The sequence below is a fragment of the Pseudomonas sp. S4_EA_1b genome, assembly GCF_016307435.1.
Taxonomy (GTDB): Bacteria; Pseudomonadota; Gammaproteobacteria; order Pseudomonadales; family Pseudomonadaceae; genus Aquipseudomonas; species Aquipseudomonas rhodesiae.
This window is the reverse complement of sequence record NZ_JAEILC010000035.1, coordinates 184,350-207,542: the sequence shown is the minus strand read 5'-3', so window position 1 is coordinate 207,542 and position 23,193 is coordinate 184,350. Positions and strand designations below refer to the sequence as shown.

Annotated in this window: 18 protein-coding genes; 13 read left to right on the top strand and 5 right to left on the bottom strand. The window is 63.8% G+C overall.

Going from position 1 to position 23,193, the window contains the following annotated elements:
* Positions 1-53 precede the first annotated feature (53 nt).
* The 4 genes from YA0848_RS12530 to tssA all read right to left on the bottom strand — a co-directional run bounded on the left by YA0848_RS12530 (position 54) and on the right by tssA (position 3,734).
* A complete protein-coding gene (locus YA0848_RS12530; RefSeq protein WP_017526783.1) occupies positions 54-542 on the bottom strand; it encodes an Hcp family type VI secretion system effector in 489 nt (162 codons plus the stop codon).
* A gap of 112 nt (positions 543-654) precedes the next feature.
* Positions 655-2,151 carry a type VI secretion system contractile sheath large subunit gene (tssC, locus tag YA0848_RS12525; RefSeq protein ID WP_034101507.1) on the bottom strand — a complete coding sequence of 499 codons (1,497 nt, stop codon included), beginning with the start codon at positions 2,149-2,151 and terminating at the stop codon, positions 655-657.
* 2 nt (positions 2,152-2,153) lie between these two features.
* Entirely contained in the window at positions 2,154-2,660 is a 507-nt protein-coding gene (gene tssB, locus YA0848_RS12520; protein WP_034101506.1) for a type VI secretion system contractile sheath small subunit, read from the bottom strand.
* A 54-nt stretch (positions 2,661-2,714) separates the two neighbouring features.
* Complete coding sequence (gene tssA / locus YA0848_RS12515; protein ID WP_034101505.1) at positions 2,715-3,734, bottom strand: type VI secretion system protein TssA; 1,020 nt, start codon at positions 3,732-3,734, stop codon at positions 2,715-2,717.
* Between the two features lie 394 nt (positions 3,735-4,128).
* On the opposite strand from tssA, the gene tagH reads away from it, so the two are divergent.
* The 13 genes from tagH to YA0848_RS12450 all read left to right on the top strand — a co-directional run bounded on the left by tagH (position 4,129) and on the right by YA0848_RS12450 (position 21,662).
* Entirely contained in the window at positions 4,129-5,490 is a 1,362-nt protein-coding gene (tagH, locus tag YA0848_RS12510; RefSeq protein ID WP_169902309.1) for a type VI secretion system-associated FHA domain protein TagH, read from the top strand.
* A 50-nt stretch (positions 5,491-5,540) separates the two neighbouring features.
* Complete coding sequence (gene tssJ / locus YA0848_RS12505) at positions 5,541-6,050, top strand: type VI secretion system lipoprotein TssJ (protein ID WP_047881779.1); 510 nt, start codon at positions 5,541-5,543, stop codon at positions 6,048-6,050.
* 15 nt (positions 6,051-6,065) lie between these two features.
* Positions 6,066-7,400, top strand: coding sequence for a type VI secretion system baseplate subunit TssK (gene tssK / locus YA0848_RS12500; protein ID WP_034101502.1), 1,335 nt, complete (start codon positions 6,066-6,068; stop codon positions 7,398-7,400).
* Positions 7,401-7,406: 6 nt separating this feature from the next.
* The gene (locus YA0848_RS12495) at positions 7,407-8,696 is read left to right on the top strand and encodes a DotU family type VI secretion system protein (RefSeq protein WP_034101501.1); all 1,290 of its coding nucleotides are present in this window, start codon (positions 7,407-7,409) and stop codon (positions 8,694-8,696) included.
* Positions 8,693-12,193 (top strand): type VI secretion system membrane subunit TssM, encoded by a 3,501-nt coding sequence (tssM, locus tag YA0848_RS12490; protein ID WP_184316011.1) that lies wholly within the window; start codon positions 8,693-8,695, stop codon positions 12,191-12,193. The genes YA0848_RS12495 and tssM overlap by 4 nt, the downstream gene beginning before the upstream one ends.
* Positions 12,190-12,843 carry a type VI secretion system-associated protein TagF gene (tagF, locus tag YA0848_RS12485; protein ID WP_034115463.1) on the top strand — a complete coding sequence of 218 codons (654 nt, stop codon included), beginning with the start codon at positions 12,190-12,192 and terminating at the stop codon, positions 12,841-12,843. Before tssM ends, tagF begins: the two co-directional genes overlap by 4 nt.
* A complete protein-coding gene (locus YA0848_RS12480) occupies positions 12,844-13,563 on the top strand; it encodes a PP2C family protein-serine/threonine phosphatase (protein ID WP_034115462.1) in 720 nt (239 codons plus the stop codon).
* On the top strand, positions 13,560-16,562 hold the full coding sequence (locus YA0848_RS12475) for a serine/threonine-protein kinase (protein WP_169902310.1): 3,003 nt from the start codon (positions 13,560-13,562) through the stop codon (positions 16,560-16,562). Before YA0848_RS12480 ends, YA0848_RS12475 begins: the two co-directional genes overlap by 4 nt.
* The gene (locus tag YA0848_RS12470) at positions 16,562-17,266 is read left to right on the top strand and encodes an ABC transporter ATP-binding protein (RefSeq protein ID WP_034115460.1); all 705 of its coding nucleotides are present in this window, start codon (positions 16,562-16,564) and stop codon (positions 17,264-17,266) included. Before YA0848_RS12475 ends, YA0848_RS12470 begins: the two co-directional genes overlap by 1 nt.
* Complete coding sequence (locus YA0848_RS12465; RefSeq protein WP_169902311.1) at positions 17,266-18,450, top strand: ABC transporter permease; 1,185 nt, start codon at positions 17,266-17,268, stop codon at positions 18,448-18,450. The genes YA0848_RS12470 and YA0848_RS12465 overlap by 1 nt, the downstream gene beginning before the upstream one ends.
* Positions 18,443-20,155 (top strand): formylglycine-generating enzyme family protein, encoded by a 1,713-nt coding sequence (locus YA0848_RS12460; RefSeq protein ID WP_169902312.1) that lies wholly within the window; start codon positions 18,443-18,445, stop codon positions 20,153-20,155. Before YA0848_RS12465 ends, YA0848_RS12460 begins: the two co-directional genes overlap by 8 nt.
* An 84-nt stretch (positions 20,156-20,239) precedes the next feature.
* Positions 20,240-21,163, top strand: a complete 924-nt coding sequence (gene tagQ / locus YA0848_RS12455; protein WP_034115457.1) for a type VI secretion system-associated lipoprotein TagQ — start codon at positions 20,240-20,242, stop codon at positions 21,161-21,163.
* A gap of 124 nt (positions 21,164-21,287) precedes the next feature.
* Positions 21,288-21,662, top strand: coding sequence for a helicase (locus YA0848_RS12450; protein WP_169902313.1), 375 nt, complete (start codon positions 21,288-21,290; stop codon positions 21,660-21,662).
* 115 nt (positions 21,663-21,777) lie between these two features.
* Here the strand turns inward: YA0848_RS12450 and YA0848_RS12445 are convergent, their stop codons facing one another.
* Positions 21,778-23,178 (bottom strand): aminoacyl-tRNA deacylase and HDOD domain-containing protein, encoded by a 1,401-nt coding sequence (locus tag YA0848_RS12445; RefSeq protein ID WP_034115456.1) that lies wholly within the window; start codon positions 23,176-23,178, stop codon positions 21,778-21,780.
* Positions 23,179-23,193 lie beyond the last annotated feature (15 nt).

The following is a 23,193-nucleotide window of genomic DNA, read 5'->3' as shown; positions in this document are numbered from 1 at the left end:
AGGCTGCGCTTGAGGCCGTAGTGCCGTGGCGCAGGGCCACGGCACCAGGGCTATCAGCGCTTGGTGTTGGAACGGATGTTCCAGCCAAACTTGACCGCGCCGCCGTCTTTGGTGCCGTCGGCTTTCTGCGGCTGGTAGTCCACCATCACTTGGGCGAAGTTCAGGGTGACGTTCTCGGTCAGACGGTCATCGGTGCCCGAACCGCCGGTGCTCAGCGACGTCACCAACACTTCTTCCAGGTTGATCACCATGTACTCGACCTGGCTTTCACCACCGGCTTTGCGCACGGTCAGCTTGACCTTGTCGATGTGCTTGCCGCTGGCGCACAGCATCATCAGGTTAGGCGACGCTTTGTCGACGTACTTGGTCAGCGACAGGTCCTGGATGTTCACCTTGCCCGCACCGCCGCCACCGCCAACGTGCATGTTGCCGGACTGGGACATGCCCCAGCTCCAGTTCAGCACGTCGATTTCGTCTTTGTGGGCTTTGTCCATGGACTCGCCCTTGATGTCGCCGATCTTGATGAAAATATCAACAGCCATGTTTTCTCCCTGTGTGGCGCTTGCCACTGATATTTGAGTCACTCCAAATGGGCAGTGCTTTTGTGTGGGAGGGGGCACACCCACTCCTGCACAAGAGCCGGCTCATCTGTGGTTAGGCGCTTTTCGCCGAAGGCAGCTTCGACACCAGGCGCAACGACACGGTCAGCCCTTCGAGCTGGTAGTGCGGGCGCAGGTAGAACTTGGAGTTGTAGTAACCCGGGTTGCCTTCCACTTCTTCCACGATCACCTCGGCGGCCGCCAACGGGTGCTGGGCCTTGGTGGTTTCGGTGGAGTGCGCCGGATCGCCGTCCACGTAGTTGAGGATCCAGTCCTGCAACCAGCGCTGCATCTCGTCCTTCTCTTTGAAGGAACCGATCTTGTCGCGCACGATGCACTTCAAGTAGTGGGCGAAACGGCAGGTGGCGAACAAGTACGGCAGACGCGCGGCCAGGTTGGCGTTGGCGGTGGCGTCCGGATCGTCGTATTCGGCGGGTTTCTGCAACGATTGCGCGCCGATGAAGGCGGCGAAATCGGTGTTTTTCTTGTGCAGCAGCGGCATGAAACCGTTCTTCGCCAGCTCCGCTTCGCGACGGTCGCTGATGGCGATCTCGGTCGGGCACTTCATGTCCACGCCACCGTCGTCGGTAGGGAACGTGTGGGCCGGCAGGTTTTCCACTTCACCGCCGGACTCCACACCACGGATGCGCGAGCACCAGCCGTAGTGTTTGAACGAACGGTTGATGTTCACCGCCATGGCGTAAGCGGCGTTGGCCCAGGTGTACTTGGAGCTGTCGGCGCCGTCGGTGTTTTCTTCGAACGCGAAGGCTTCCACCGGATCGGTCTTGGCGCCATACGGCAGGCGCGCCAGGAAGCGCGGCATGGTCAGGCCGATGTAGCGCGAGTCTTCCGATTCACGCAACGAACGCCAGCCGGCGTATTCCGGGGTGGTGAAGATCTTGGTCAGGTCCCGCGGGTTCGACAGTTCCTGCCACGAGCCCATGCCCATCACGGTCGGCGATGCCGCAGCGATGAAGGGGGAGTGCATGGCGGCGCAGACTTTCGACAGCTCGCCCAGCAGCTCGACGTCCGGTGGCGACTGGTCGAAGTAGTAGTCGCCCACCAGGCAGCCGTACGGCTCGCCGCCGAACTGGCCGTATTCTTCTTCGTACATCTTCTTGAAGATCGGGCTCTGGTCCCACGCGGTGCCCTTGAATTTCTTCAGGGTCTTGTGCAGGTCCGGCTTGGAGATATTGAGCACACGGATCTTGAGCTGCTCATCGGTCTCGGTGTTGTTGACCAAGTAGTGCAGGCCACGCCAGGCGCTTTCCAGCTGCTGGAAGTCCGGGTGGTGGATGATCTGGTTGACCTGGGCGGTCAACTTGGCGTCGATGGCAGCGATGATCGATTCGATCGACTTGATCGCGTCGTTGGACACCAGATCGGTCTGCGCCAGGGCTTGTTCGGCCAAGGTGCGCACGGCGGTTTCCACGGCTTCGCGGGCACGTTCGGTCTTGGGCTTGAATTCCTGCATCAGCAAGGATGCGAATTCGCTGGTTTCTTCAGTGGCGCCCAGGCTCTGGACGCCTTCGCGTGCGGTGTTGTCGGTCATGATTACTGATCCCCTGCAGGCTTCGGCGCGCTGGCAAGTGCCTGAAGCAGTGCCGGGTCCTTGATTGCCTTCATGATGATTTCTTCAGCGCCGGTCTTGCCGTCCATGTAGGTCAGCAGATTGGCCAGCTGGGTGCGGGCTTCGAGCAACTGGTTCAGCGCGTCGACTTTGCGGGCCACGGCGGCCGGGCTGAAGTCGTCCATGCTTTCGAAGGTCATGTCCAGGCTCAGGTTGCCTTCGCCGGTCAGTTCGTTCGGCACATGGAACGCCACGCGCGGCTGCATGGCCTTGAGGCGCGAGTCGAAGTTGTCGACATCCACTTCAAGGAACTTGCGGTCGGCCACGGGCGCCAGCGGCTCGGCAGGCTTGCCGGCGAGGTCGGCCATCACACCCATCACGAAGGGCAGCTGGACCTTTTTCTCGGCGCCGTAGAGCTCGACGTCGTACTCGATCTGCACTCGAGGCGCGCGGTTGCGCGCGATGAATTTCTGAGAACTTTGCTTCGCCACGTTGCTGCTCCTGGTCGCTTGAGCGACGGTGTTGTTACTGCACAGCCGGGCGGCTTACTCGCCGTCCGGGCCGCGCAGGTTTTCAAATTGGGACATGCCGTCGGGGATCAGGTTGCGCACGATCGCTTCGAAATCGGCATGGACCAGATTTTTGGCCCGGTTCAACAACACCGGCAGCGGGCTCGAAGGCTCGTGCCGGGTGTAATACGCAAGGATTTTGTCGAGGCTGCGCAGCACGTCGTCGCGGCTGGCTATATCGCCAACCGGGCGTGGCGCCGCTGGAGCAGGGGCGAAGTCGACCGAGGGGGCACTGTCTTCACTGACGGCCTCGGGTTCGCTGCTGCTGTCGGTACCGGGTACCGCCTGATTGAGGACTTGCAGCGCTTGCTTGAGTGGCTGCTTCAATGCGCTCAGGTCCACGCCCTGGGCGGAACCGACTTGTTCGTTGACCTGCTGTTCAATGGCTTCGCAGGCCGCTCGCGCGGTGCTCAAGGCGTCGCGGGTGGCTTGCAGATGGTCGGGGTCGCTGTCGAGGAACGCCGCGTTGAGCTGCTGGGCGCCCAGTTGTTCATCCGGAAAGTGCATCAGGCCGCTGGCATTGAGCGCGGCGCGCAGGCTCACGGGGCCGAAGGTGCGCGAGCGCGTGAGGATGCTTTCGCGCAGTAGGCGGATGGTCGCGTCGCTGGTCAGGCCGGCCAGTGCATTGATGCGCACGGTGGGGTCGTTATCGTCGTCGGCGTCCAGGCGCGGGTGCAGGTCGGCCCAGTATTCGCGCAGCAGTGCGTCGATCAGCGTGAGAACTTCGGCCAGACCGGCCACGCCCTGCAGGGCCAGGGAGCTTTGCAATAGAAAATGGGTGATGCGCAGGTCTTTGCTGCGCTGCAGCAAGTCGAGGCTCTGCTGCTGGATGCTGCGCCATTCCGGCGGTTCGGCGGGCAGAATGGCATCGCCCATGCTGCGCTCGGGTTGGCCCTTGGCATCACGCTCTAGCTGGAGAAAATCCGCGTCATATTCCATGTCTTCGCCACATGGCGAGTTCGCGGAAACGGCGGCGAGCAGCAAAGGCACATCCACTGAAATCGATCTCCCTATCGGCCCGTTAAATGCCGGGCAATTCATGCATTAGTTGCGCGAGGAACTTTGCATGTTTTCTTGGTCATATAAGCACGATGGTATTAATGTGCCATCATTGGTGTTCAAGAAGTTGTGCATTTTTGGTGTAGTACTTATGCCTTGTCAAGGTAAGCTATTCGCCCTCTGTGACAGATGTGCGGTGCTTAACAACCTGTGCGACTGACGGGTCGAAGCACGTACCGAGGCAGGATTTTTGTCATGCGGCCCAGTTAAGATCAGCGATCATGCTGGCAACTGCGGGTTGTGAAGGGTCGATTGCACGACCCGATGGGGATTTCCCGGGAATGTTCGGCCCGGGAATCGACCGCGCGCGAAGTATCAGCAAGGAGGCAAGATGTCGCTGTGTTTGACTATCACTAGTTATCACAAGATTACCCCCGGGCAATGTCCCGAAAAGTCCATGAATCAGGGCTCGATGGCGATCGGCCGCAGCTCGGATAATGACTGGGTATTGCCTGATCCCGAGCGCCTCGTGTCTTCCCAACATTGCGTTATTCAATACAAAGACGGCCGTTATTATTTAACCGATAACAGTACAAACGGTGTGGAGTTGGTTAACGCCGGTATTCGTATGCGCCGTGGCAATAGCGAACCTCTGCAGGACGGCGAGCTGATCCGCATCGGCGACTACGAAATCCAGGCACGCATTGATTTCAGCGTGCAAGCGGTTGAAAGCCAACCCTTTGCCGGTGAGTCGCCGAACAGCTTCGAAGCGCTGATGGGGGCCGTTGCCAGCCCCTCGGTGCCCGCGCCCATGCCGACGCCGGTGATCGCGCCGCAGTTCCAGGGCGCCTCGTCGATGGACACGCTGCCGGACCTGTTTGACTTCCTCAGCCCCACCGCCGTGCCGCCGCCCACCGTGGCCGACCACGTCCCCAGCGAACAACACGATTTCCGCCCGCCGACGCCGGTCAGTGTGCCGGTGGCAGAACCGCCGCTGGTGTCCGCTTCGGTGATCCCCGAAGACTGGGACCTGCTCAGCGACGCGCCGCCGCCGATTATCAGCGCACCGGCACCGATCCCATCGCCGCCACCGCCACCGCCGTCACCGCCGCTGACTCCGTCCGCCCCTGCGCCCGACGTTGCACCGCCGGTGGCCAGCGCCGGGCAGCCGGATCTGCTGCAAGCCTTCCTACGTGGCGCTGGCCTGGACCAGCTGCGCCTGGACAAGGCCGACGCTTGCGCGCAGATGGAAAGCATCGGCCGCAGCTACCGGCTGATGGTCGAAGGTCTGATCGATGTCCTGCGCGCCCGGGCCAGCCTCAAGGGCGAGTTCCGCATGCAGCAGACCATGATCCAGCCGGCTGAAAACAATCCGTTGAAATTCGCACCGAATGCCGATGAAGCGTTACTGCTGTTGCTGCGTCACGGCAACCAAGCGTTTATGGCGCCGGATGTCGCCGTGCGGGAAAGTTTCGACGACCTGCGCGCCCACCAGTTGGCGGTGATGGCGGGTGTGGAAGCGGCGATCAAACACCTGCTCAAGCGCTTCGAACCGGCGCAACTCGAAGAGCGCATGGGCAAGCCCGGCGGGCTCTCGGGTATTTTCAGCGGTTCGCGCCAGGCCCAGTACTGGCAGCAGTTCACCGAGCTTTACAGCAATATTTCCCGTGAGGCCCAGGAGGATTTCCAGGACCTGTTCGGCCGCGAATTCAGCCGGGCCTACGAAGAACACAGCGCCCGACAGCGGCGCTGACCGCCACACACGGATTAACGGATAGCTAAGTACGTCATTGAGGACGCAGGATGATTCCCAGGTTTTTACTCGCAGTCGCCACCGCGCTGCTGCTGACGGCGTGTGCCAAAGATGCCGCCAAACCCGACACCGCCGCCGAGGCTGACGCCGATACCGCGGCGGTCGAGCTGCACTTCCATGCGATTGCCGGGCTCAACCCCAGCGCCAATGGCCAGGCCGCGCCGGTACGGGTGCGGATTTTCGAACTGAAGAACGCCGCCACCTTTGCCCGTTCCGACTATTTCTCCCTGGCCGACCGCGCGCAATCGACCCTGGGCCTGGACCTGCTGGACCAGGACGAAGTGACGGTCCAGCCCGGCCAGCAGTTGAGCATTCAGCGCGACCTCGACCCGTCCACGCGCCAGATCGGTTTGCTGGTGGGCTACCGCGAACTCGACCGCGCGCAGTGGCGCACGGTGATCAACGTGCCGGCGCGTCAGTACACCGAATACCAGATCAGCCTCGATGTGCGTGCGGTGCGCGCCGACGTCGTGGTTACCCCATCCAGCCCTGCCCAATAAGCAATCGGAGCCCCCATGTCCTGGAACAATCGCGTGGTCTGGTCGGAAGGCATGTTCATCGGAACGCAGCACTTCCAGCAGCATGACCGTTACCTGGAAAACCTGATCGACGCCCGCAGCCGCCCGTTGTCCGCCGGTGCCTGGGGCTTTTCCGAGTTGCTGATCGACCAGGGCCTGTTGGCCCAGGGCAAGCTGGCCATCGTCACGGCGCGGGGCCTGTTGCCGGATGGCACGCCGTTCAATATCCCTCAGGACGACCTGGCGCCTAGCCCGCTGAACATCGATGACAGCCTGCGTGACGGTCTGGTGTACCTGGCCCTGCCGCTCAAGCGTGCCGGCGTGCGCGACACCGTCGACGAAGGCGAGGCCCTGGAAGCTGCGCGTTACGTGAGCCAAGTGCGTGAAGTGCGCGACGACAACGCGCCGTTCGAAAACCGCGCGCCGGTGGCCGTCGGCTCCCGCGCTTTGCGCCTGTTGACCGCCCAGGATGGCATCAGTGATTACGCGGCCATCGGCGTGGTACGCATCAAGGAAAAACGCGCCGACCGCGCGCTGGTGCTCGACGACAGCTACATCCCACCCGTGCTGGACGTGGCCGCAAGCAAACCGCTGACGGCATTTCGCAGCGAACTGCTGGGCCTGTTGCACCAGCGTGGCGAAGCTCTGGCCGGCCGCGTGGTGGCCTCGGGCGCTGGCGGCGCGTCGGAAATCGCCGACTTCATGCTGCTGCAACTGGTCAACCGCGCCCAGCCGCTGATCCAGCATTTCAGCCAGTTGAGCCCGCTGCACCCGGAGCGTTTCTTCAGTGAACTGGTAAGCCTGGCCGGTGAGTTTTCCACGTTCTCCACCTCGGGCCGGCGTCCTCAGGAATACCCGCAGTACCAGCACGACGACCTGGCCGTGAGCTTCGCACCTGTGATGGCGGCGTTGCGCGAGGCGCTGTCGATGCTGATCGACAGCAAAGCCACGCCGATCCCGATTGTGGAAAAAGCCTACGGCATCCACGTGGCGATGCTGGCCGACAAGACCCTGCTCGACAACGCCAGTTTCATCCTGGTGGTACGTGCCGATGTGCCTGGCGAAACCCTGCGCGCGCGCTTCGGCCAGCAGAGCAAAGTGGGTTCGGTGGAGCACATCCGCGACATGGTCAACCTGCAACTGCCGGGCATCGGCCTGGTGCCGTTGCCGGTGGCGCCGCGCCAACTGCCGTACCACGCGGGCTCGACCTACTACGAACTGGACCGGGGCAGCGAGCACTGGCAGCAACTGAGCAATTCCGGTGGTTTTGCCTTCCATATCGCCGGGCAGTTCCCGGGCTTGAACCTGGCCTTCTGGGCGATCCGAGGATAATCCGCGATGCATCCCAATGATGACGACCGCACCCAGTTCATGCCGCGCCCGGGTGGCCGTGCGCCGGAACCCGCGCGTGCAGAGCCCGCGCCTTTGTCAGTGCCCGCCGCGCCGATGCTCACCGGCAAGAGCCAGGGCCTCAACCCGCTGGAAAGCGCCGCCGGCCCGCTGCTGGCATTGCTGACGCGGCTGCGCAACACCATCGCCCACCCGGCGCCGGCCAGCCTGCGCGCGCAACTGTTGGCCTACCTGCGCCAGTTCGAAGAGCGTGCCGAGGCCGCCGGCGTGGCGCGCAACGAAGTGCTGCTGGCGCGCTATGCGCTGTGTACCGCCCTGGATGAGGCGGTGCTGAGCACGCCGTGGGGCAGCACCAGCGAGTGGGGCAAGCAGAGCCTGTTGATCACCGTGCATAACGAAGCCTGGGGCGGCGAAAAGGTCTTCCAGTTGCTCGACCATTGCCTGCAAAGCCCACGGGAACGCTTGTACCTGTTGGAGCTGTTGTACCTGTGCATGTGCCTGGGTTTCGAAGGTCGCTACCGCGTGATGAACGACGGCCGCAGCCAGTTGGAAGCCTTGCGCGAGCGCACCGCTGCGGCGATTCGCAGCGCCCGTGGCGAGCACGAGCGCGAGTTGTCGCCGCATTGGCGCGGCGTGACCGTGGCGCGAGATCGCCTGGCGCAATTTATGCCGCCGTGGATCGCCGTGGCCATCGGCCTGGCGCTGCTGCTGGCGCTGCTGTTCGTCTTGCGCATGCTACTGGCGGGGCAGGCCGAACCGGTGTTCAAGAATATCCATGCCCTGGGCGAGATCCCGGTGCAGAGCATCGATCGCCCTGTGGCGCAGCCCAAGGTCATCGAACGCCCGCGCCTGGCCGGCTTCCTGGTGGACGACATCAAGGCTGGCCGGGTGGCGGTGGAAGATGCCGTCGACCGCTCGGTGGTGACGATCCGTGGCGACGAACTCTTTGCGTCCGCCAGCTCCAGCATCGTCGATGACTACCAGCCGTTGATGCTGCGCATCGCCGACGCCATCCGCAAGGTCAAGGGCCAGGTGCGCGTGACCGGGCACAGCGATAACCGCCCGATTGCCACGCTGCGCTTCCCATCCAACTGGGCGCTGTCTGAAGCACGGGCCAAGTCGGTACTGGAGATCCTCGCCGCCAAGACCGGCCAGGGCGAGCGCTTCAGCGCCGAGGGCCGCAGCGACACTGAGCCGGTGGCCACCAACGCCACCGCCGAAGGCCGTGCCCGCAATCGTCGGGTTGAAATCACCGTATTGGCGGAGGGCGTCGAGTGAAGGCGTTTTTCAGTTTTATGATTCGCTGGGTGATCCCGGTACTGGGCCTGATCGCCCTGAGCCTGATCATCTGGTTTGTCGGGCCGTTGCTCGACGTGCTGGTGCCGCAGGGGCGCCGCTGGGCGTTGATCGTCCTGATGTTCGCGGTGTGGATCGCCTATCGCGTGTTCCGCATTATCCAGGCGCGCCGTCAGGCCGCCGAAGTAATGCGCAGCCTGGCGGCGGACGCCCCGGTGGACCCCAACAGCGTGGCCACCGCCGAAGAACTCGCCACCCTGCGCCAGCGCATGGACGAGGCCCTGGCGCTGCTCAAGAAAGCCAAACTTGGCGGCGACGAGCGGCGCAACCTCTACGAACTGCCGTGGTACGTGATCATCGGCCCGCCGGGTTCGGGCAAGACCACCGCACTGGTCAACTCCGGCCTGCACTTTCCGCTGGCCGCGCAGCTGGGCGCCGGGGCGGTGCGTGGCGTCGGCGGTACGCGTAACTGCGACTGGTGGTTCACCGACCAGGCCGTATTGCTCGACACCGCCGGCCGCTACACCACCCAGGACAGCAACTCGACGGTGGATAAAGCCGCGTGGCTGGGCTTTCTCGACCTGCTGAAAAAACAACGCTCGCGCCGCCCCATCGACGGTGCATTCATTGCGATCAGCCTTTCGGATTTGCTGCTCGGCACCGACGCCGAACGCGCCGCCCACGCGGCGGCGATTCGCCTGCGGATCCAGGAGCTGTACACGCAATTGGGCGTGCGGTTCCCGATCTACCTGATGTTGACCAAACTCGATTTGGTCCCCGGCTTCATGGAGTTTTTCGACAACCTGAGCAAGGAAGAGCGCGCCCAGGTGTGGGGCATGACCTTTGCCCTGGACGACGGCAAAAGCACCGACAGCCCGCTGGCGCATCTGCAAAGCGAGTTCGCCGGCCTGGAACAGCGCCTCAACGAACGCTTGGTAGAACGCCTGCAACAGGAGCGCGACCCGGCGCGGCGCGATCTGATCTACGGCTTCCCGCAGCAATTCGGGGCCTTGAAGGATTGCCTGCAGAGCTTCCTCGAAGGTGTGTTCAAACCCAACGCGTTTGAAGAGCGTGTGTTGCTGCGCGGGGTGTATTTCACCAGCGGCACCCAGGAAGGCAGCCCCATCGACCGCCTGATCGGCGCCATGGCCCAGAGCATGAACCTGGACCGCCAGCACTTGGCGCGCCAGAGTGGCACCGGGCGCAGCTACTTCATCGAAAAACTGTTCACCGCCGTCGCCTTTGCCGAACGTGGCCTGGTGGGCGTCAATCCCAAGGTCGAGCGGCGTCGCAAGTGGATCGCGCGCGGTGTCCTCGCGGCCACCGTGGCCCTGGTGGTGGTGGTCAGCGGCCTGTGGTGGGTCAGTTATCGCGCCAACCAGGTTTATATCGCTCAGGTCGACCAGAAGGTCGCGCCCTTGGGCCAGACCGTGCAAAACCTCAGCCCGGCACAGCGCGATGTGCTTGCGGTGCTGCCGCTGCTCAATGCGGTGAAGAACCTGGCGGGGGATTCGCCGAGTTGGTCCGAGGGCCTGGGGCTGTATCAGGGCGACATGCTCGAAGCCGAGTCCGCCAGCGTCTACCGCAAATTGTTGATTGCCGTATTCGCCCCGCGACTGGTGACGCGCATCGAGGAACAACTGCACGGCGGCGGCAATTCCGACTTCCTCTACGAAGGCCTCAAGGCCTACCTGATGCTCGCCGACAGCGAGCACTACGACCCGGACTTCATCAAGGCGTGGATTGCCCTGGACTGGGACCGCAACCTGCCACGGGACCTGCCGGCCGATCAGCGCCAGGCGCTGACCGGGCACTTGCAGGCCCTGTTCGAACGCCATCCGCCGAACGCACGCCTGGACCCGCGCCTGATCGACGACCTGCGTCGTCAATTGCAACAACTGCCGGTGGCGCAGCGTGTGTATGACCGGGTCAAGCGCCAGAAACTGCCCGACGGTATCCCGGACTTTCGCATCAACGAAGCCGCCGGGCGTGATGCCGCGCTGGTGTTCAGCCGCAAGAGCGGCAAGCCTCTGGGCGAGCCGTTGAGTGGGTTCTTTACCGCCAAGGGTTATCGTCAGGCCTTCCTGCTGAGCAGCCTCAACCAGACCGGCACCCTCGCCGAAGAACAGTGGGTGCTGGGCCACGAACAGGCCGATCAACAGAACGTGGTGAGCCTGGCCGCCGATGTGCGGCGCCTGTATTTCCAGGACTACCAGCGCCAATGGGACGCCTTGCTGGCGGACATCGACTTTGTGCCGATCACCAGCGTGGCCCAGGCCGCCGACGTGCTGCGGGTGATCTCCGGCCCGACGTCACCACTGAAAAAACTGCTGGTGGCGGTGGCCAAGGAAACCGATCTGCAAGCCGAAGAACGCCAACTGGCCGCCAAGGGGGTGCCGGTCGAAGGCGGCGTCGACAAGCTCAAGGAACGCCTCGGCAGTCTGCTGGGCCAGGATCAACCTACGGCCAACGCGCCGGCAGCGACGGACGATCCAGTCACTGCGCACTTTGCCGAACTCAACAGCATCGTCAGCAAGAACGAAGGCGAACCGGCGGCCATCGACGGCCTGCTGGCGGACATGAATGCGCTGTATGTGCAGGTCAGCGCCATGGTCGGCGCCAGCGGCGATGCGTTGCTCGGCGAGGCGAAGAACCAGGCGGCGGCTGCGGCCACACGGGTCAGCCTGAATGCCGAGCGCCAGCCGCCGCTGGTGCAGGGCATGGTCAAGTCGGTGGTCAACTCCACCACCAACAGCATGATGGGTGGGGTGCGTAACCAACTGAACGCGGCGTGGGTCAGCGAAGTGGTCAACGTGTACCGCCAGTCGCTGGCAGGACGTTACCCGATGTCGCCGGGCAGCGCACGGGACGCCACCCTGGATGACTTCGGCCAGTTCTTCGGCGTGGGCGGGGTGATGGACAACTACTTCCGCAAATACCTGCAACCCTACGTGGACACCTCCGCGCAGACCTGGCGCTGGCAGCCGGGCGCGGCGCAGAAACTGGGGATCGCGCCGGGCGTGCTGCAAACCTTCCAGCGTGCCGCGACGATTCGCGATGCGTTCTTCCGCTCCGGCGGCACCCAACCGATTGTGCGGTTCGAGCTTAAACCGGTGTCGATGGACCCGAGCATCACCCAGTTCCTGCTCGACCTCGACGGCCAGCAACTGAGCTACGACCATGGCCCGAGCCGCCCGGTGGCGATGCAATGGCCGAACCCGGGCAGCATTGGCGTGGTGCGTATTTCCATCATGCCGCCATCGGCCAGTGGCCGTTCGGGCGTGACCCTCGACGGCCCGTGGGCGTGGTTCCGCCTGCTGGAACAGTCGGACCTGACCCCCGGCAACTCGCCGGACCGTTTCAACCTGCGCCTGCGGGTCGACGGTGCGAGCATCGCGTACGAGCTGCGCGCCAACAGTGCCTTCAACCCGTTCAAGAGCCGCGTGCTCAGCGGCTTCAGCCTGCCGGAGCGGCTATGACGACGTTGGGTTTCTACGGCAAATTGGCCAGCCGTGGCGATTTCGTCAGCCGCGCTTTGCCGCAGAGTTTTATCGGCCCGTGGGACAGCTGGCTGGCGGCGGGGTTGCTCGCCAGCCAGAACAGCCTGGGCGGTGACTGGCTCAATGCGTACCTGGTCAGTCCGCTGTGGCGCTTTGTGCTGGCGCCGGGTGTGTGCGGGCCGGACGCCGCCGCAGGTGTGGTGATGCCGAGCATTGACAGGGTCGGGCGGTATTTCCCGCTGGCAGTGGTGGCGCTGCTGGATCACGACACCAACCCCGCCTCGCTGGTGGGGGGGCCGGACGCCTGGTTCGAGCAGGCCGAGCAATTGCTGCTCGGCACCCTGGACAGCGGCGCAACCTTCGAAGGCTTCAACGAGGGCCTCGACCGCTTGGGCGTGCCGACCACTGAACCGCGTGCACTCGACAGCCGCTTTGCGGGCTTGCAACGCGTCGCCGCGACCGTGCCCCAAGGGCGACTGGCCGCGCTGGCCGAACAGGCCTGCGAGGGCGCTAGCCTGTGGTGGGGCCGAGGCTCGCAACAGATTTCTCCTGGTTTATTGCGGTGTCAGGGCCTGCCTGCCGCCAGCGATTTTGCGCAGTTTTTGCTCGGACAAGAAGGTGTGGTGTAGATGGGGTCGACGTACAAATCCGCGAGCAAAAGCCATGTGGGCATGGTGCGCCAGGTCAACGAAGACGCCTGCCTGGACCTGCCGGAGAACCGCCTGTGGGTGGTGGCCGACGGCATGGGCGGGCATGCGGCGGGGGATTATGTCAGCAGCCTGATTGTCGACAGCCTGCGCAATGTGCCGCTGGGGCGCTCGCTGGATGAATACACGGCGGCGCTGCGCAATGATTTGGTGCGCATCAACGCCGCCGTGCGCGAAGAGACCGCCCACCGTGGCGTGACCATGATGGGCAGCACCGTGGTGCTCCTCGCCGCTCGTGGCCTGCGTGGCGTATGCCTGTGGGCCGGCGACAGTCGCCTGTATCGCCTGCGCGATGGTGTGCTCGAAGGCATCTCCCGCGACCACAGCTACGTGCAAGACCTGCAAGACAGCGGCCTGCTCAGCGAAGCCGAAGCCCGTGTGCATCCGCGCGCCAACATCGTCACCCGCGCCATCGGCGTGGAAGCGCACCTGAACCTGGCGACAGTCGACCTGTTAATCGCCCCAGGGGACACCTACCTGCTGTGCAGCGACGGCCTCAACAAAACCGTCGAAGACCATGAGATCCGCGAAGTGCTCGGCCATGACACGCCGGATGAAATCGTGCGTAGCCTGGTGCACCTGGGCCTTAACCGCGGCGCCCCGGACAACATCACCGCCATCGTTGTGAAGGTATCGGCATGAACATCCTGATTCCGGGTTATGACATCGAAGGCGAGATCGGCGAAGGCGCCATGGCCAGCGTGTACCTGGCGACCCAGCGCTCGCTGGAGCGCAAGGTGGCGTTGAAGGTAATGGCAGCGGCCCTGGCGGCCGACCCGAGCTTCTGCGAGCGTTTCCTGCGCGAGGGCAAGACCCTGGCGCGCCTGTCCCACCCCCACACCGTGACCATCCATGACATCGGCAATGTCGGTGAGCTGTACTACATGGCCATGGAATACCTGCCCAACGGCACGCTCAAAGAGCGCATCGCCGCCGGCATGACGCCGGAGCAGGGCGTGACGTTGATTCGCCAGATTGCTTCGGCCTTGGGTTACGCCCATGCCCAGGGCCTGGTGCACCGCGACGTCAAACCGGCGAACATCCTGTTCCGCGCCGATGGCACGGCGGTGTTGTCGGACTTCGGCATCGCCAAGTCCCTGGACGACCGCACCCAATTCACCCAGGCCGGTTTCGCCGTGGGCACCCCGAGCTACATGAGCCCGGAGCAGGCGCGCGGCCAGGAGATCGACGGGCGTGCCGACCTCTACGCCCTCGGCGTGGTGCTGTATGAAATTCTGGTGGGCGAGCTGCCGTACAACGGCACCGATGCGCTTTCCACCGCCCTGGCCCACCTGACCGAACCGTTGCCGGAATTGCCGGTGCATCACGGCCGCTATCAAGGCGTGTTGCGCAAGTTGCTGGCCAAAGACCCCGCCGACCGTTTCCCGGATGCGGCGGCGTTGCTGCTGGCGCTGGACCAACTGCCGGCGGATTCGCCGGAAGCCACGTTAGTGCGGCCGGTGGCTCTGCCGCTCAGTTTCGACCTGGCGGGGATGACGCCGGAATCCATCGAGATTCCTACCGGCAAACCAGAGCCACAGCCCACGCCGCCGCCAGCGCGCCAGCCGGTGGTCACCCCGACCCAGCACGGCGAGCAACGGCGCGGACCGGTATTGGCATTGGCGGCCGTGGCGGTCGCGGTGGCATTGGCCATCGGCGGAGCCAGTTATTGGTGGATGAGTCGCAGCGATACGCCAGTGCCGCCGCCCACCGCCAGCCAGCCGAAACCACCACAAACGCCGACTGCGCCGCCAGAGGTCAAACCGGCAGTGGCCGAAGCGGACGGCGGCGGCCGCCCGTTGCTGATGGCGGGCAAGAAAACCTTGTTCCAGCGCGTGCTGAGCAAGCCCGGCGCGAAACTCTCCAGCGACGCCGGCAGTGCGCCGGGCAAGGCGCTGCCGGCGTTCTCCGTGCTGTACGTGTACCAGCGTAAAGACGTGGGTGGCCAACCGTGGGTGCGCGTCGGCGCCGCCACCGATGGTCGCAGCGACGGCTGGTTGCCGGCCACTCAGGTCAGCGACTGGAAGCAGAGCCTGGTGCTCAAGTTCACCGAACGCTCGGGCCGCGCGCCGGTGATGTTCCTGCGTCAATCCGGCGAAGTGGAGAAATTGCTCGCCGACCCCGCCGCCGCCAAAAACGTGCTGGCCAAGGCGCAGAAAAATAGTGAAGACAACGGCCAGGTGCTGGCCTTGGAACCGGCCGCCAGCGCGGTGCCGCAGAACCAGTTTTATCTGCTGCCGATCTTTGATTCCAAAGAAAGCTTCGACGAAAACGGCCAGCCGGTGCAGTTGCTTAACGTAGCGTCCATCGACCCCGGCAGCAGCCCCGTGGCCAAGCCCGCAACGCCGATACTCAACGCCAACGCCGATGCGTTCCGCACGGCCGTGGTGTTGGTGGTGGACACCACTGTGTCGATGCAGCCGTATATCGACCAGGTCCGCGACGTGGTACACGAACTGCAAACCCGCATCGCCGAACGTGGCGAGCTGGACAGCGTGAGCTTCGGGTTGGTGGGCTTCCGTAACAGCATCAAGAAAACCCCTGGCCTGGAATACGTGGCTAAAACCTTGATCACCCTCGATCAGGGCCGCGACCCGCAACGCTTTCTCGACATGGCGCGCCAGGTCAAAGCCTCTACGGTCTCCAGCCACTCGTTCAACGAAGATGCGTTTGCCGGGGTAATGCAGGCCGTCGAAGGCATGGACTGGTCCGGCTACGGCGGGCGCATCATCCTGTTGGTGACCGATGCCGGCGCGCTGCGCAAGAACGACCCGTTCGCCGCCACCCAGATGAACGAAGCCGAAGTGCGCCAGGCTGCGTTGGGCAAGCAGATCAAAATCTACGCCTTGCACCTGCGCACCGACGCCGGCAAGAAAACCCACGCCGGCGCCGAAAGCCAGTACCGCATTCTTACCGCCGACGCCAACCCACAGATCGGCGACCTCTACACGCCGGTGCCGGGCGGCGACGTACGCAAACTGGGCGAGCGAGTGGATGAGATCGGCACGGTGTTCGCCAACCTCGTTCACCAAGTGCGCAGCAACACACCGCAAGCGGTGCCGACGCTCAGCTCGGCACCAAGCCTGGCGGATAAATCCGCGGCGGTCGGTTATGCGATGCACATGGACTTCCTCGGTCGCAAAACTGCGAGCCAGGCGCCGCAACTGGTCAGCGCCTGGACCGCCGACCGCGACCTGACCAACCCGGCGCTGCCGGCGTTCCAAGTGTGCGTGATGCTGACCAAGCTGCAGCTCAACGATTTGCAGCAATCGCTCAAGCTGATCGTCGACGCCGCGCGCAAAACCCAGACCTCACCCAAGGACTTCTTCCAGGAAATCGCCAGCGCCTCGGCCTACATGAGCCGCGACCCGCAGGCCCTGCGCAAGGGCGGCAACCTGGCCGACGGCGGCATCCTCGGCGAATACCTGGAGGGCCTGCCGTACCGCAGCAAGTCGCTGAACATGACCCAGGATTTGTGGTTGTCGCTGAGCGTGGCCGAGCAGGAAGACTTTATCGACGAGTTGGATTCGAAAATCCGCCTCTACGAAACCTTCCACAACGACGTGGCCAACTGGGTCCGTTTCGGCGATGCCGAGCCGGGTGACGCGTTGTACCGCGTGCCCTTGTCGACGCTGCCGTGATGCTGAACCTGAGCGCCGTGCACAAGAGCCGGGGCGCCGGTAGCCAGCGCTACAGCCTGGTGATCCCGGCGCTGCACCTGCGTGCGGGCGAGCAAGTGGCGATAGTCGGCCCCAGCGGCTGTGGCAAAAGCACCTTGCTGGACCTGCTCGCACTGGTGCTGGCGCCGGATCAGGTAGGCCGCTTTGAGTTCAATCAACAGGACATTGCCGGGCTGTGGCGCGCCGATCAGCAATCGACCTTGGCCCGGTTGCGCAGTCAGCACCTGGGTTACGTGTTGCAAACCGGCGGGCTACTGGGGTTTCTGGATGTGCGCGGCAATATCGCGTTGTCTCGCCAGCTACTTGGCTTGAAGGATGACGGCAGCGTGGCGCGGCTGGCCGACCAATTGGAAATCAGCGATCAGTTGGGCAAGAAGCCTTCGGCGTTATCGGTGGGCCAGCGCCAGCGCGTCAGCTGTGCCCGTGCCTTGGCCCATGCGCCGCAACTGGTATTGGCGGACGAACCCACGGCGTCCCTCGATCCGTTGAATGCCGAGCGGGTCATGCACGCCTTGCTGGCTCAGGCCCGTGAACATCGCGCCGCCTGTGTGATCGCCACCCACGATGAGCCGTTGGCTCGCGCAAGTGGCTTGCAGGTTCGACGCATCCATTGCCGACGCGACAACGACGGTGGCGTCACGGCGACGCTGGGGGAGGCCGGTTGATGCGCATTCCTCTGGTGGCGTCGCTCGCCTGGCAGGACTACCGCAACGACGCGTGGCTGTCGGCCTGCTCGGTGCTGGCGTTGGTGGCGGTGATCGCACCGTTGCTGGTGTTATTCGGCCTGAAATTTGGACTGGTCAGCAGTTTGACCGAACGTTTGGAGACGGACCCCGCCACCCGTGAAATTATTCCGCTGGGCGGTGGTCGATTCAGCAGCGCGTTTATCGAGCAACTGGGTCAACGGCCGGACGTGGCGTTCGCCATCCCGCGTACGCGGCAGATTGCGGCCACGGCGCAGGTGGGCACATTGGTGCTGGAGATGCTGCCGACCGCGCCGGGCGATCCGCTGCTTGGCGGTTTGCCGGTGCCTAAGGGGCTGGAGCAGATCGTCCTGAGCCACACCGCCGCCGAGAAACTCGCGGCGCGGCCCGGTGACTGGCTGGAGACCCGTTTCGCACGACAAGTGGCCGGGCGTGTCGAGGCGCGTCATATGCGGTTGCAGGTGCTGGCGGTGTTGCCCCTGGAAGCGTTCGCCCGGGACGGACTGTTCGCCGGGCTGGGCTTGCTCGAAGCGGCGGAAGACTATCGCGACGGCCGTGCGGTGCCGGCGCTGGGGTGGGACGGTGAGGCGGTGGGCGTGGGTGAGCAGCGCGTCTACCCGGCGTTTCGTTTGTATGCGCGCGGTCTCAACGATGTGGAGCCGTTACGAGTGTTTTTTGCGAGGCAGAACATGCTGGTGTCGACCCAGGCGTTGAGCATTGCACAGGTGCAATCCTTGAGTCGCAACCTGTCGATTGTGTTCTGGATCATCGCCGGGTTGGCATTGGCCGGGGCGTTCGCGGCGATTTTCGCCGGTGCCCTGGCCGCGGTGGCGCGCAAGCGTCGAGAATTGTCGGTGCTGCGCCTGCTGGGGTTTTCCACCGGTGCGCTGTTGCTGTTTGTGGTGTTGCAGGCGCTGTACAGCGCGGGGTTTGCCGCCGTGTTCAGCGCCGGGTTATACGGCCTGGCCGAGGCGGGGTTGAATCAATTATTCGTGCAGGTGCCGGGCGAACACGCCAGTCATCTGTTGGCGCATCACTATGGCTTGGCCCTGGTGGCCGTGCTCGGCGTCAGCGCCGTGGCGGCGGCCTGTGGCGGTTGGCGGGTGGCGCGTATCCAGGCTTCTGAAGGGATCAGAGATGTATAAGTTATTGGGCGCCTGTGTGGCGCTGAGCCTGGCCTCCCTGGCCTGGGCCGATGAAGCCAGCGACAAGCTGGACAACCCCAAACCGTTGCCGGATGACGTGAGCCTGCCGCTGCCCTGCGAAGGCAACATGGTGTTCCGCTACGCCTACGTGTTGGCCCAGGGAACCCTCGATGACCGTGAGATCAGCCTCGGTTACCCCTTCAGCGAAGGCGAAGCCGGTTACCAGCAGTCGTTTATCTCCGGCTACCGTCGCGACTTCATCAACGGTCAGTTCACCCTTAAAGACCTGCCCAAGGACTGGAGCAAAGTCATCACGCCGGTGATGCCCAAGACCGACGCCAAAACGCCGCTCAAACCGATGCTGTATTTCATCGGTAAGTACGAAGTGACCGCGCGCCAATACGCTCAGGTGATGGCCCAGGCGCAGTCCTTGGCCAGCGGCGAGCCGGCCCCGGCCTGTGACGCGCCGACCGGTATGGCCGCGCGTTTGCCCAAGGTGAAGTTGTCGCGGTTTGAGGCCGAGCGGTTCTCGGCGGTGTACAGCGCCTGGCTGCTCAAATATCACCGGGATGCGCTGCCGGTCAGTGGTCGCGGCTCGTCCGAGGACGATGGCGGTGTGGGCTTTGTACGCCTACCCACCGAAGTGGAGTGGGAATTCGCCGCCCGTGGCGCCCAGGCCGTGAGCCGTCAGGACCTGGAAGGGCGGCTGTTCCCGCGCCGCACCGAAGGCAGCGACAGTGACGGCCCGCTGGGCGACTACGCTGTCTTCAACCAAGTGGCCGGCGGTACTGGCCAGGCCGCGCGGTTGATGCCCATCGGCACCAAACTGCCCAACCCGATCGGCATGTTCGATGTGATTGGCAACGCTGCGGAAATGGTCCAGGAATCCTTCCAACTGGTCCACGCCGGCCGCCGTCAGGGCACCTATGGCGGGTTTGTGGTCAAGGGCGGTAATTACCTGGAAGGCGAGGGCACGTTGTTCACCGGCATGCGCCGTGAGTACCCATTGTTCGCCGCCGACGGCACCGAGCAAAGCAACGAGACCACCGGTTTCCGCGTGGCGATTGGCGCACTGTCGGCGCCGCGCTCGCGCTACAAGGAGCTGTTTGCGCAGTGGCAGAAAGAAGGTCGCCTGGCCTCGTTGACCGACGCCATCGACGACGCTCAGGACCCGACCAAGCGCCTGGACAGCATCATTGCCGCCAGCGTCGACCCCAAGCTGCAAGCCGAATTGGGCCTGGTCAACGAGGAACTCAAACGCAACGTATCGCTGATCGCTCAACAGCGCGAAGAAGCGGCGGGCAACCTGATCCAGTCGGCGGCCCTGGTGGCCGAGACGATCAGCAACTACAACATTCGGCTGATCAACTTGCAGAAGAGTCGGCAGCAGGCGGTGGACAACAAGGACGAAGCCAGCGCGCAGTTGTTTGCCACGGCCATCCAGAACGGTCGCAGCGCGCTCGACGGCGCGGTAGCGATCTATATCGACAACCTGGCCACCGGCACCCGCTATACCGATGCGGTGATCCAGGCGCAGTTTCAACGGATCAAGGAAGAGTTGGATCGCAAACCGGTGCTCGGCAAGAGCCTGGTGACGCGCGCAACACTGTTCGTTCGCCATGTCGGCAACTACCGCAAGCAACAGCGGGCCGACCCGGCAACGATCTTGAAGGAATTGCTCGCAGCGAGCGGTCAGCGGTCTTGATCGTTGGCTGTATGGCGAGCTTGGAAGGGACTCAGGCGGCATCGGCCGTGCTGGGCAAGTCAAACTTAGAAGAGAACACAACTTATGCTTTTTTCCCGTAAGGCGGTTTCCAAGCGTCACTTGCTGCTGATCGCAGCCGGTTTCAGCACCGTACTGACCGGTTGCGCCACGTCGCCGGCGTCCAAGGTCGCGTCGAGCACCAAGGTCGAGTACTACCCAAGCTGCTACGAGCCGGTCCAGCACCTGCGTGCCACCGATTCGGACATGACCAAGTCGGTCGTAACCGGCGCGGCCATCGGCGCTGCCGGCGGTGCCCTGCTGGGCGTGTTGAGCGGCGACAAGGACAAGCGCGGCCGTAACGCCGCCATCGGCGCGGCGGGCGGTGCCCTGGCCGGCGGCGCGGCGGGTTACTACACCGAGCGTCAGAAGCAGATTGCCGACGACAACCAGCGCATTGCGTCCTACGCGGCCGACGTCAACAAGAGCGCGTCCGACATCGACCGCAGCACCGCCTACGCCAAAGCCTCGCAGCAGTGCTACCAGAGCGCGTTCACCAAGCTGGTGGCCGATCGCAAAGCCAAGACCGTCAACGACACCGAAGGCCGCAAGCGCCTGGCGGAAATCGTCGCCGGCCTGAAGGAATCCAACGACCTGATCGTAGCGGTCAACGGCAAAGCCGCCGAAGACCTGAACAACTACACCCAGGCTTACGAGAAAGACCTGCAACAGGTCGGCGTGCAGCGTAACGACGTGGTGACCGTGGCCACTGCCGATACCACTCCGGTGGTTGCTCCGACCAAGGGCAAAAAGGCTGTGAAACCGGCCAAGAAGCCAGTGCTGCCGGTGGTGCCGAAAGAAGCCGTCGCTACCGAGAAAACCCTGCAGACCGCGCAGACCAAGCAAGCTGAAAGCAAGCAGGTCGCCAGCGCCGGTAAGGCACAGATCGAAGGCACCTGCCGCGATCCAAACCTGGCCGACTGGGCACCGGTCCCTTGCCCTAACGTTTAAGCAACATGTTGCTATAAGCGTTAAACGCCAGCCGATCTCCCGCTAAAGCGCGAGATCGGTGGCGTTCTTCCGACAAATCGCTACACTGCTGCGGCCACTCAATAATTACACCGAGGCCGTGTGCATGAAATTTCGTCTTCTCCTGTGGGTGTTGGGCCTGATGATGGGCAAAGCCAGCCGCACCAACCCTGCCTTTCAGCAACAGCTGGGTGATAAAGACCTGGCGTTCCAGTTGCAGACCCTCGACGGCAAGGTAGCCCGTCATTTCATCGTCAAAGATCAGCGCATCACCAGCCGCTCGGGTGTTCACCCCGCGCCGGCGTTTGCCATTGCCTTTAAAGACGCCGCCTACGGCTTCGCCACGATGCAGGCGAAAAACAAGCAACTGGCGTTTATGACGGGGATTCAGGACAAGTCGATTCAGATCAAGGGCAACCCGGCGCTGGTAATCTGGTTCCAGGGGCTGACGAAGTACATGAAGCCGAAGAAAAAGAAGTAGGGCTCTTCAGCTAGACCGAGTTGGATTTATCGGGGGCAAGCCCCCTCCCACATTTGGAATGCATTCCCATGTGGGAGGGGGCTTGCCCCCGATTGCTATCTGACAGGCGCCACACTCAGCCCTGAGTGAATTGCGAAGCCAATTCGCGCAGCAAGACTTCGGCGTCCAGCACCTTACCCACCACTTCGTCAGCTTTGTCCCGGCTCAAGCCCAGACGCTCAAGCAGTGCATCCGGGATCGCCTCGTCCGGTCCGGAACCGATCCCACGGCTGCGCAGCAGGCGAACGGCCAGGCACACCAGGTTCGGATACTCGGCGTAGTTGCCGTCGTAGGTCGGGTCGTGCTGGAAGCGCAGGGCGGTGGACAATTCGTCCGGCATGTCCCAATAACGCATCAACCAGGCGCCGATCTGCTCGCGGCTGATGCCCAGCAAGTGCTGTTCCACATAGCTGTGGCACAGGTGCGGGTTGACCTCCAAGTGGCGGCAGATCAGCGAGAAGTGCGGCGGGAACACATGGGCCAGCAACAGGTAGCCAAAGTTGTGCAGCAGGCCTGCGAGGTACGTCAGGCCCGCTTCCGGGCGCTGGGCGCGGGGCATGGCGCGGGTCAGGCCCTCGATCACGGCCGCGGTGTAGATCGACTGGTGCCAGTACGGCGTGGCCTGTTGCGGATGGTCCTTGGGCAGGCTCAAGGTTTTGCCCAGGGCCAGGCCCAGCGCCAGGTTGATCACCAGGTCGAACCCCAGCACGCGCACAATGGCGTCTTCCACGGAGCGGATCTTGCCCGGCGACGCGTAGTACGGCGACGCCGCCCAGCTCACCACCTGCGCCGCCAGCGCCGGGTCGGTTTCCACCACGCCGGTGATGTCGTCGATGGTGGCGTTGGGGTCGACCCGCAGCTTGATGATCTTCTGCGCAGTGTCGGCCAGCGGTGGAATTTCGATGGTCGCTTCCAGGCGCTGCTGGATACGGCGAGCGGTGAACGCCTGCATCGCCTGGGTGATTTCCTCGCGGTCATCATTAGGGCGGTCGAGGTTCGGGCGGATATTGCTCAACGGCTCGCCGAATTGCGCGGCGCTGGCCTTGGTGAGCATCGTCTTGAAGGCATCGGTGGGGATTTCCAGCAGCAGCCCGGCTTCGCCCGAATGCACCAACAGGCTCGGCTCGTTGAGCAGGCTGCCTTCGTACAGGCATGGCGAACTGGTGAGCGGCGGCAGGCCCGGCAGCAGTTTCAGGTCGTGCTTGTCCAGCATGCGCTTGATGCGATCCGGCGCCACGGCGGTCAGGCGACGCCCAGTGAGTTCGGCGAGGCGGTTGAGGTCCAGCAGTTGGTTCTGGGGAAACAGCACCATCAGTGCGCCCACCGCGTCTTCCAACAGCACGGCCTGCACCTTTTGCGCAGGATTCAGGCCCGGTTGTTCGGCGACTTCCGTGTAGCTGACGGCAAGCTTGGCGAGCAGGGCGCGGATAACCGGCGGGGCGGCCAGCGGGGCTGTGGCGTGGGCAACTTCTGACATGGCCTGATCCAATTT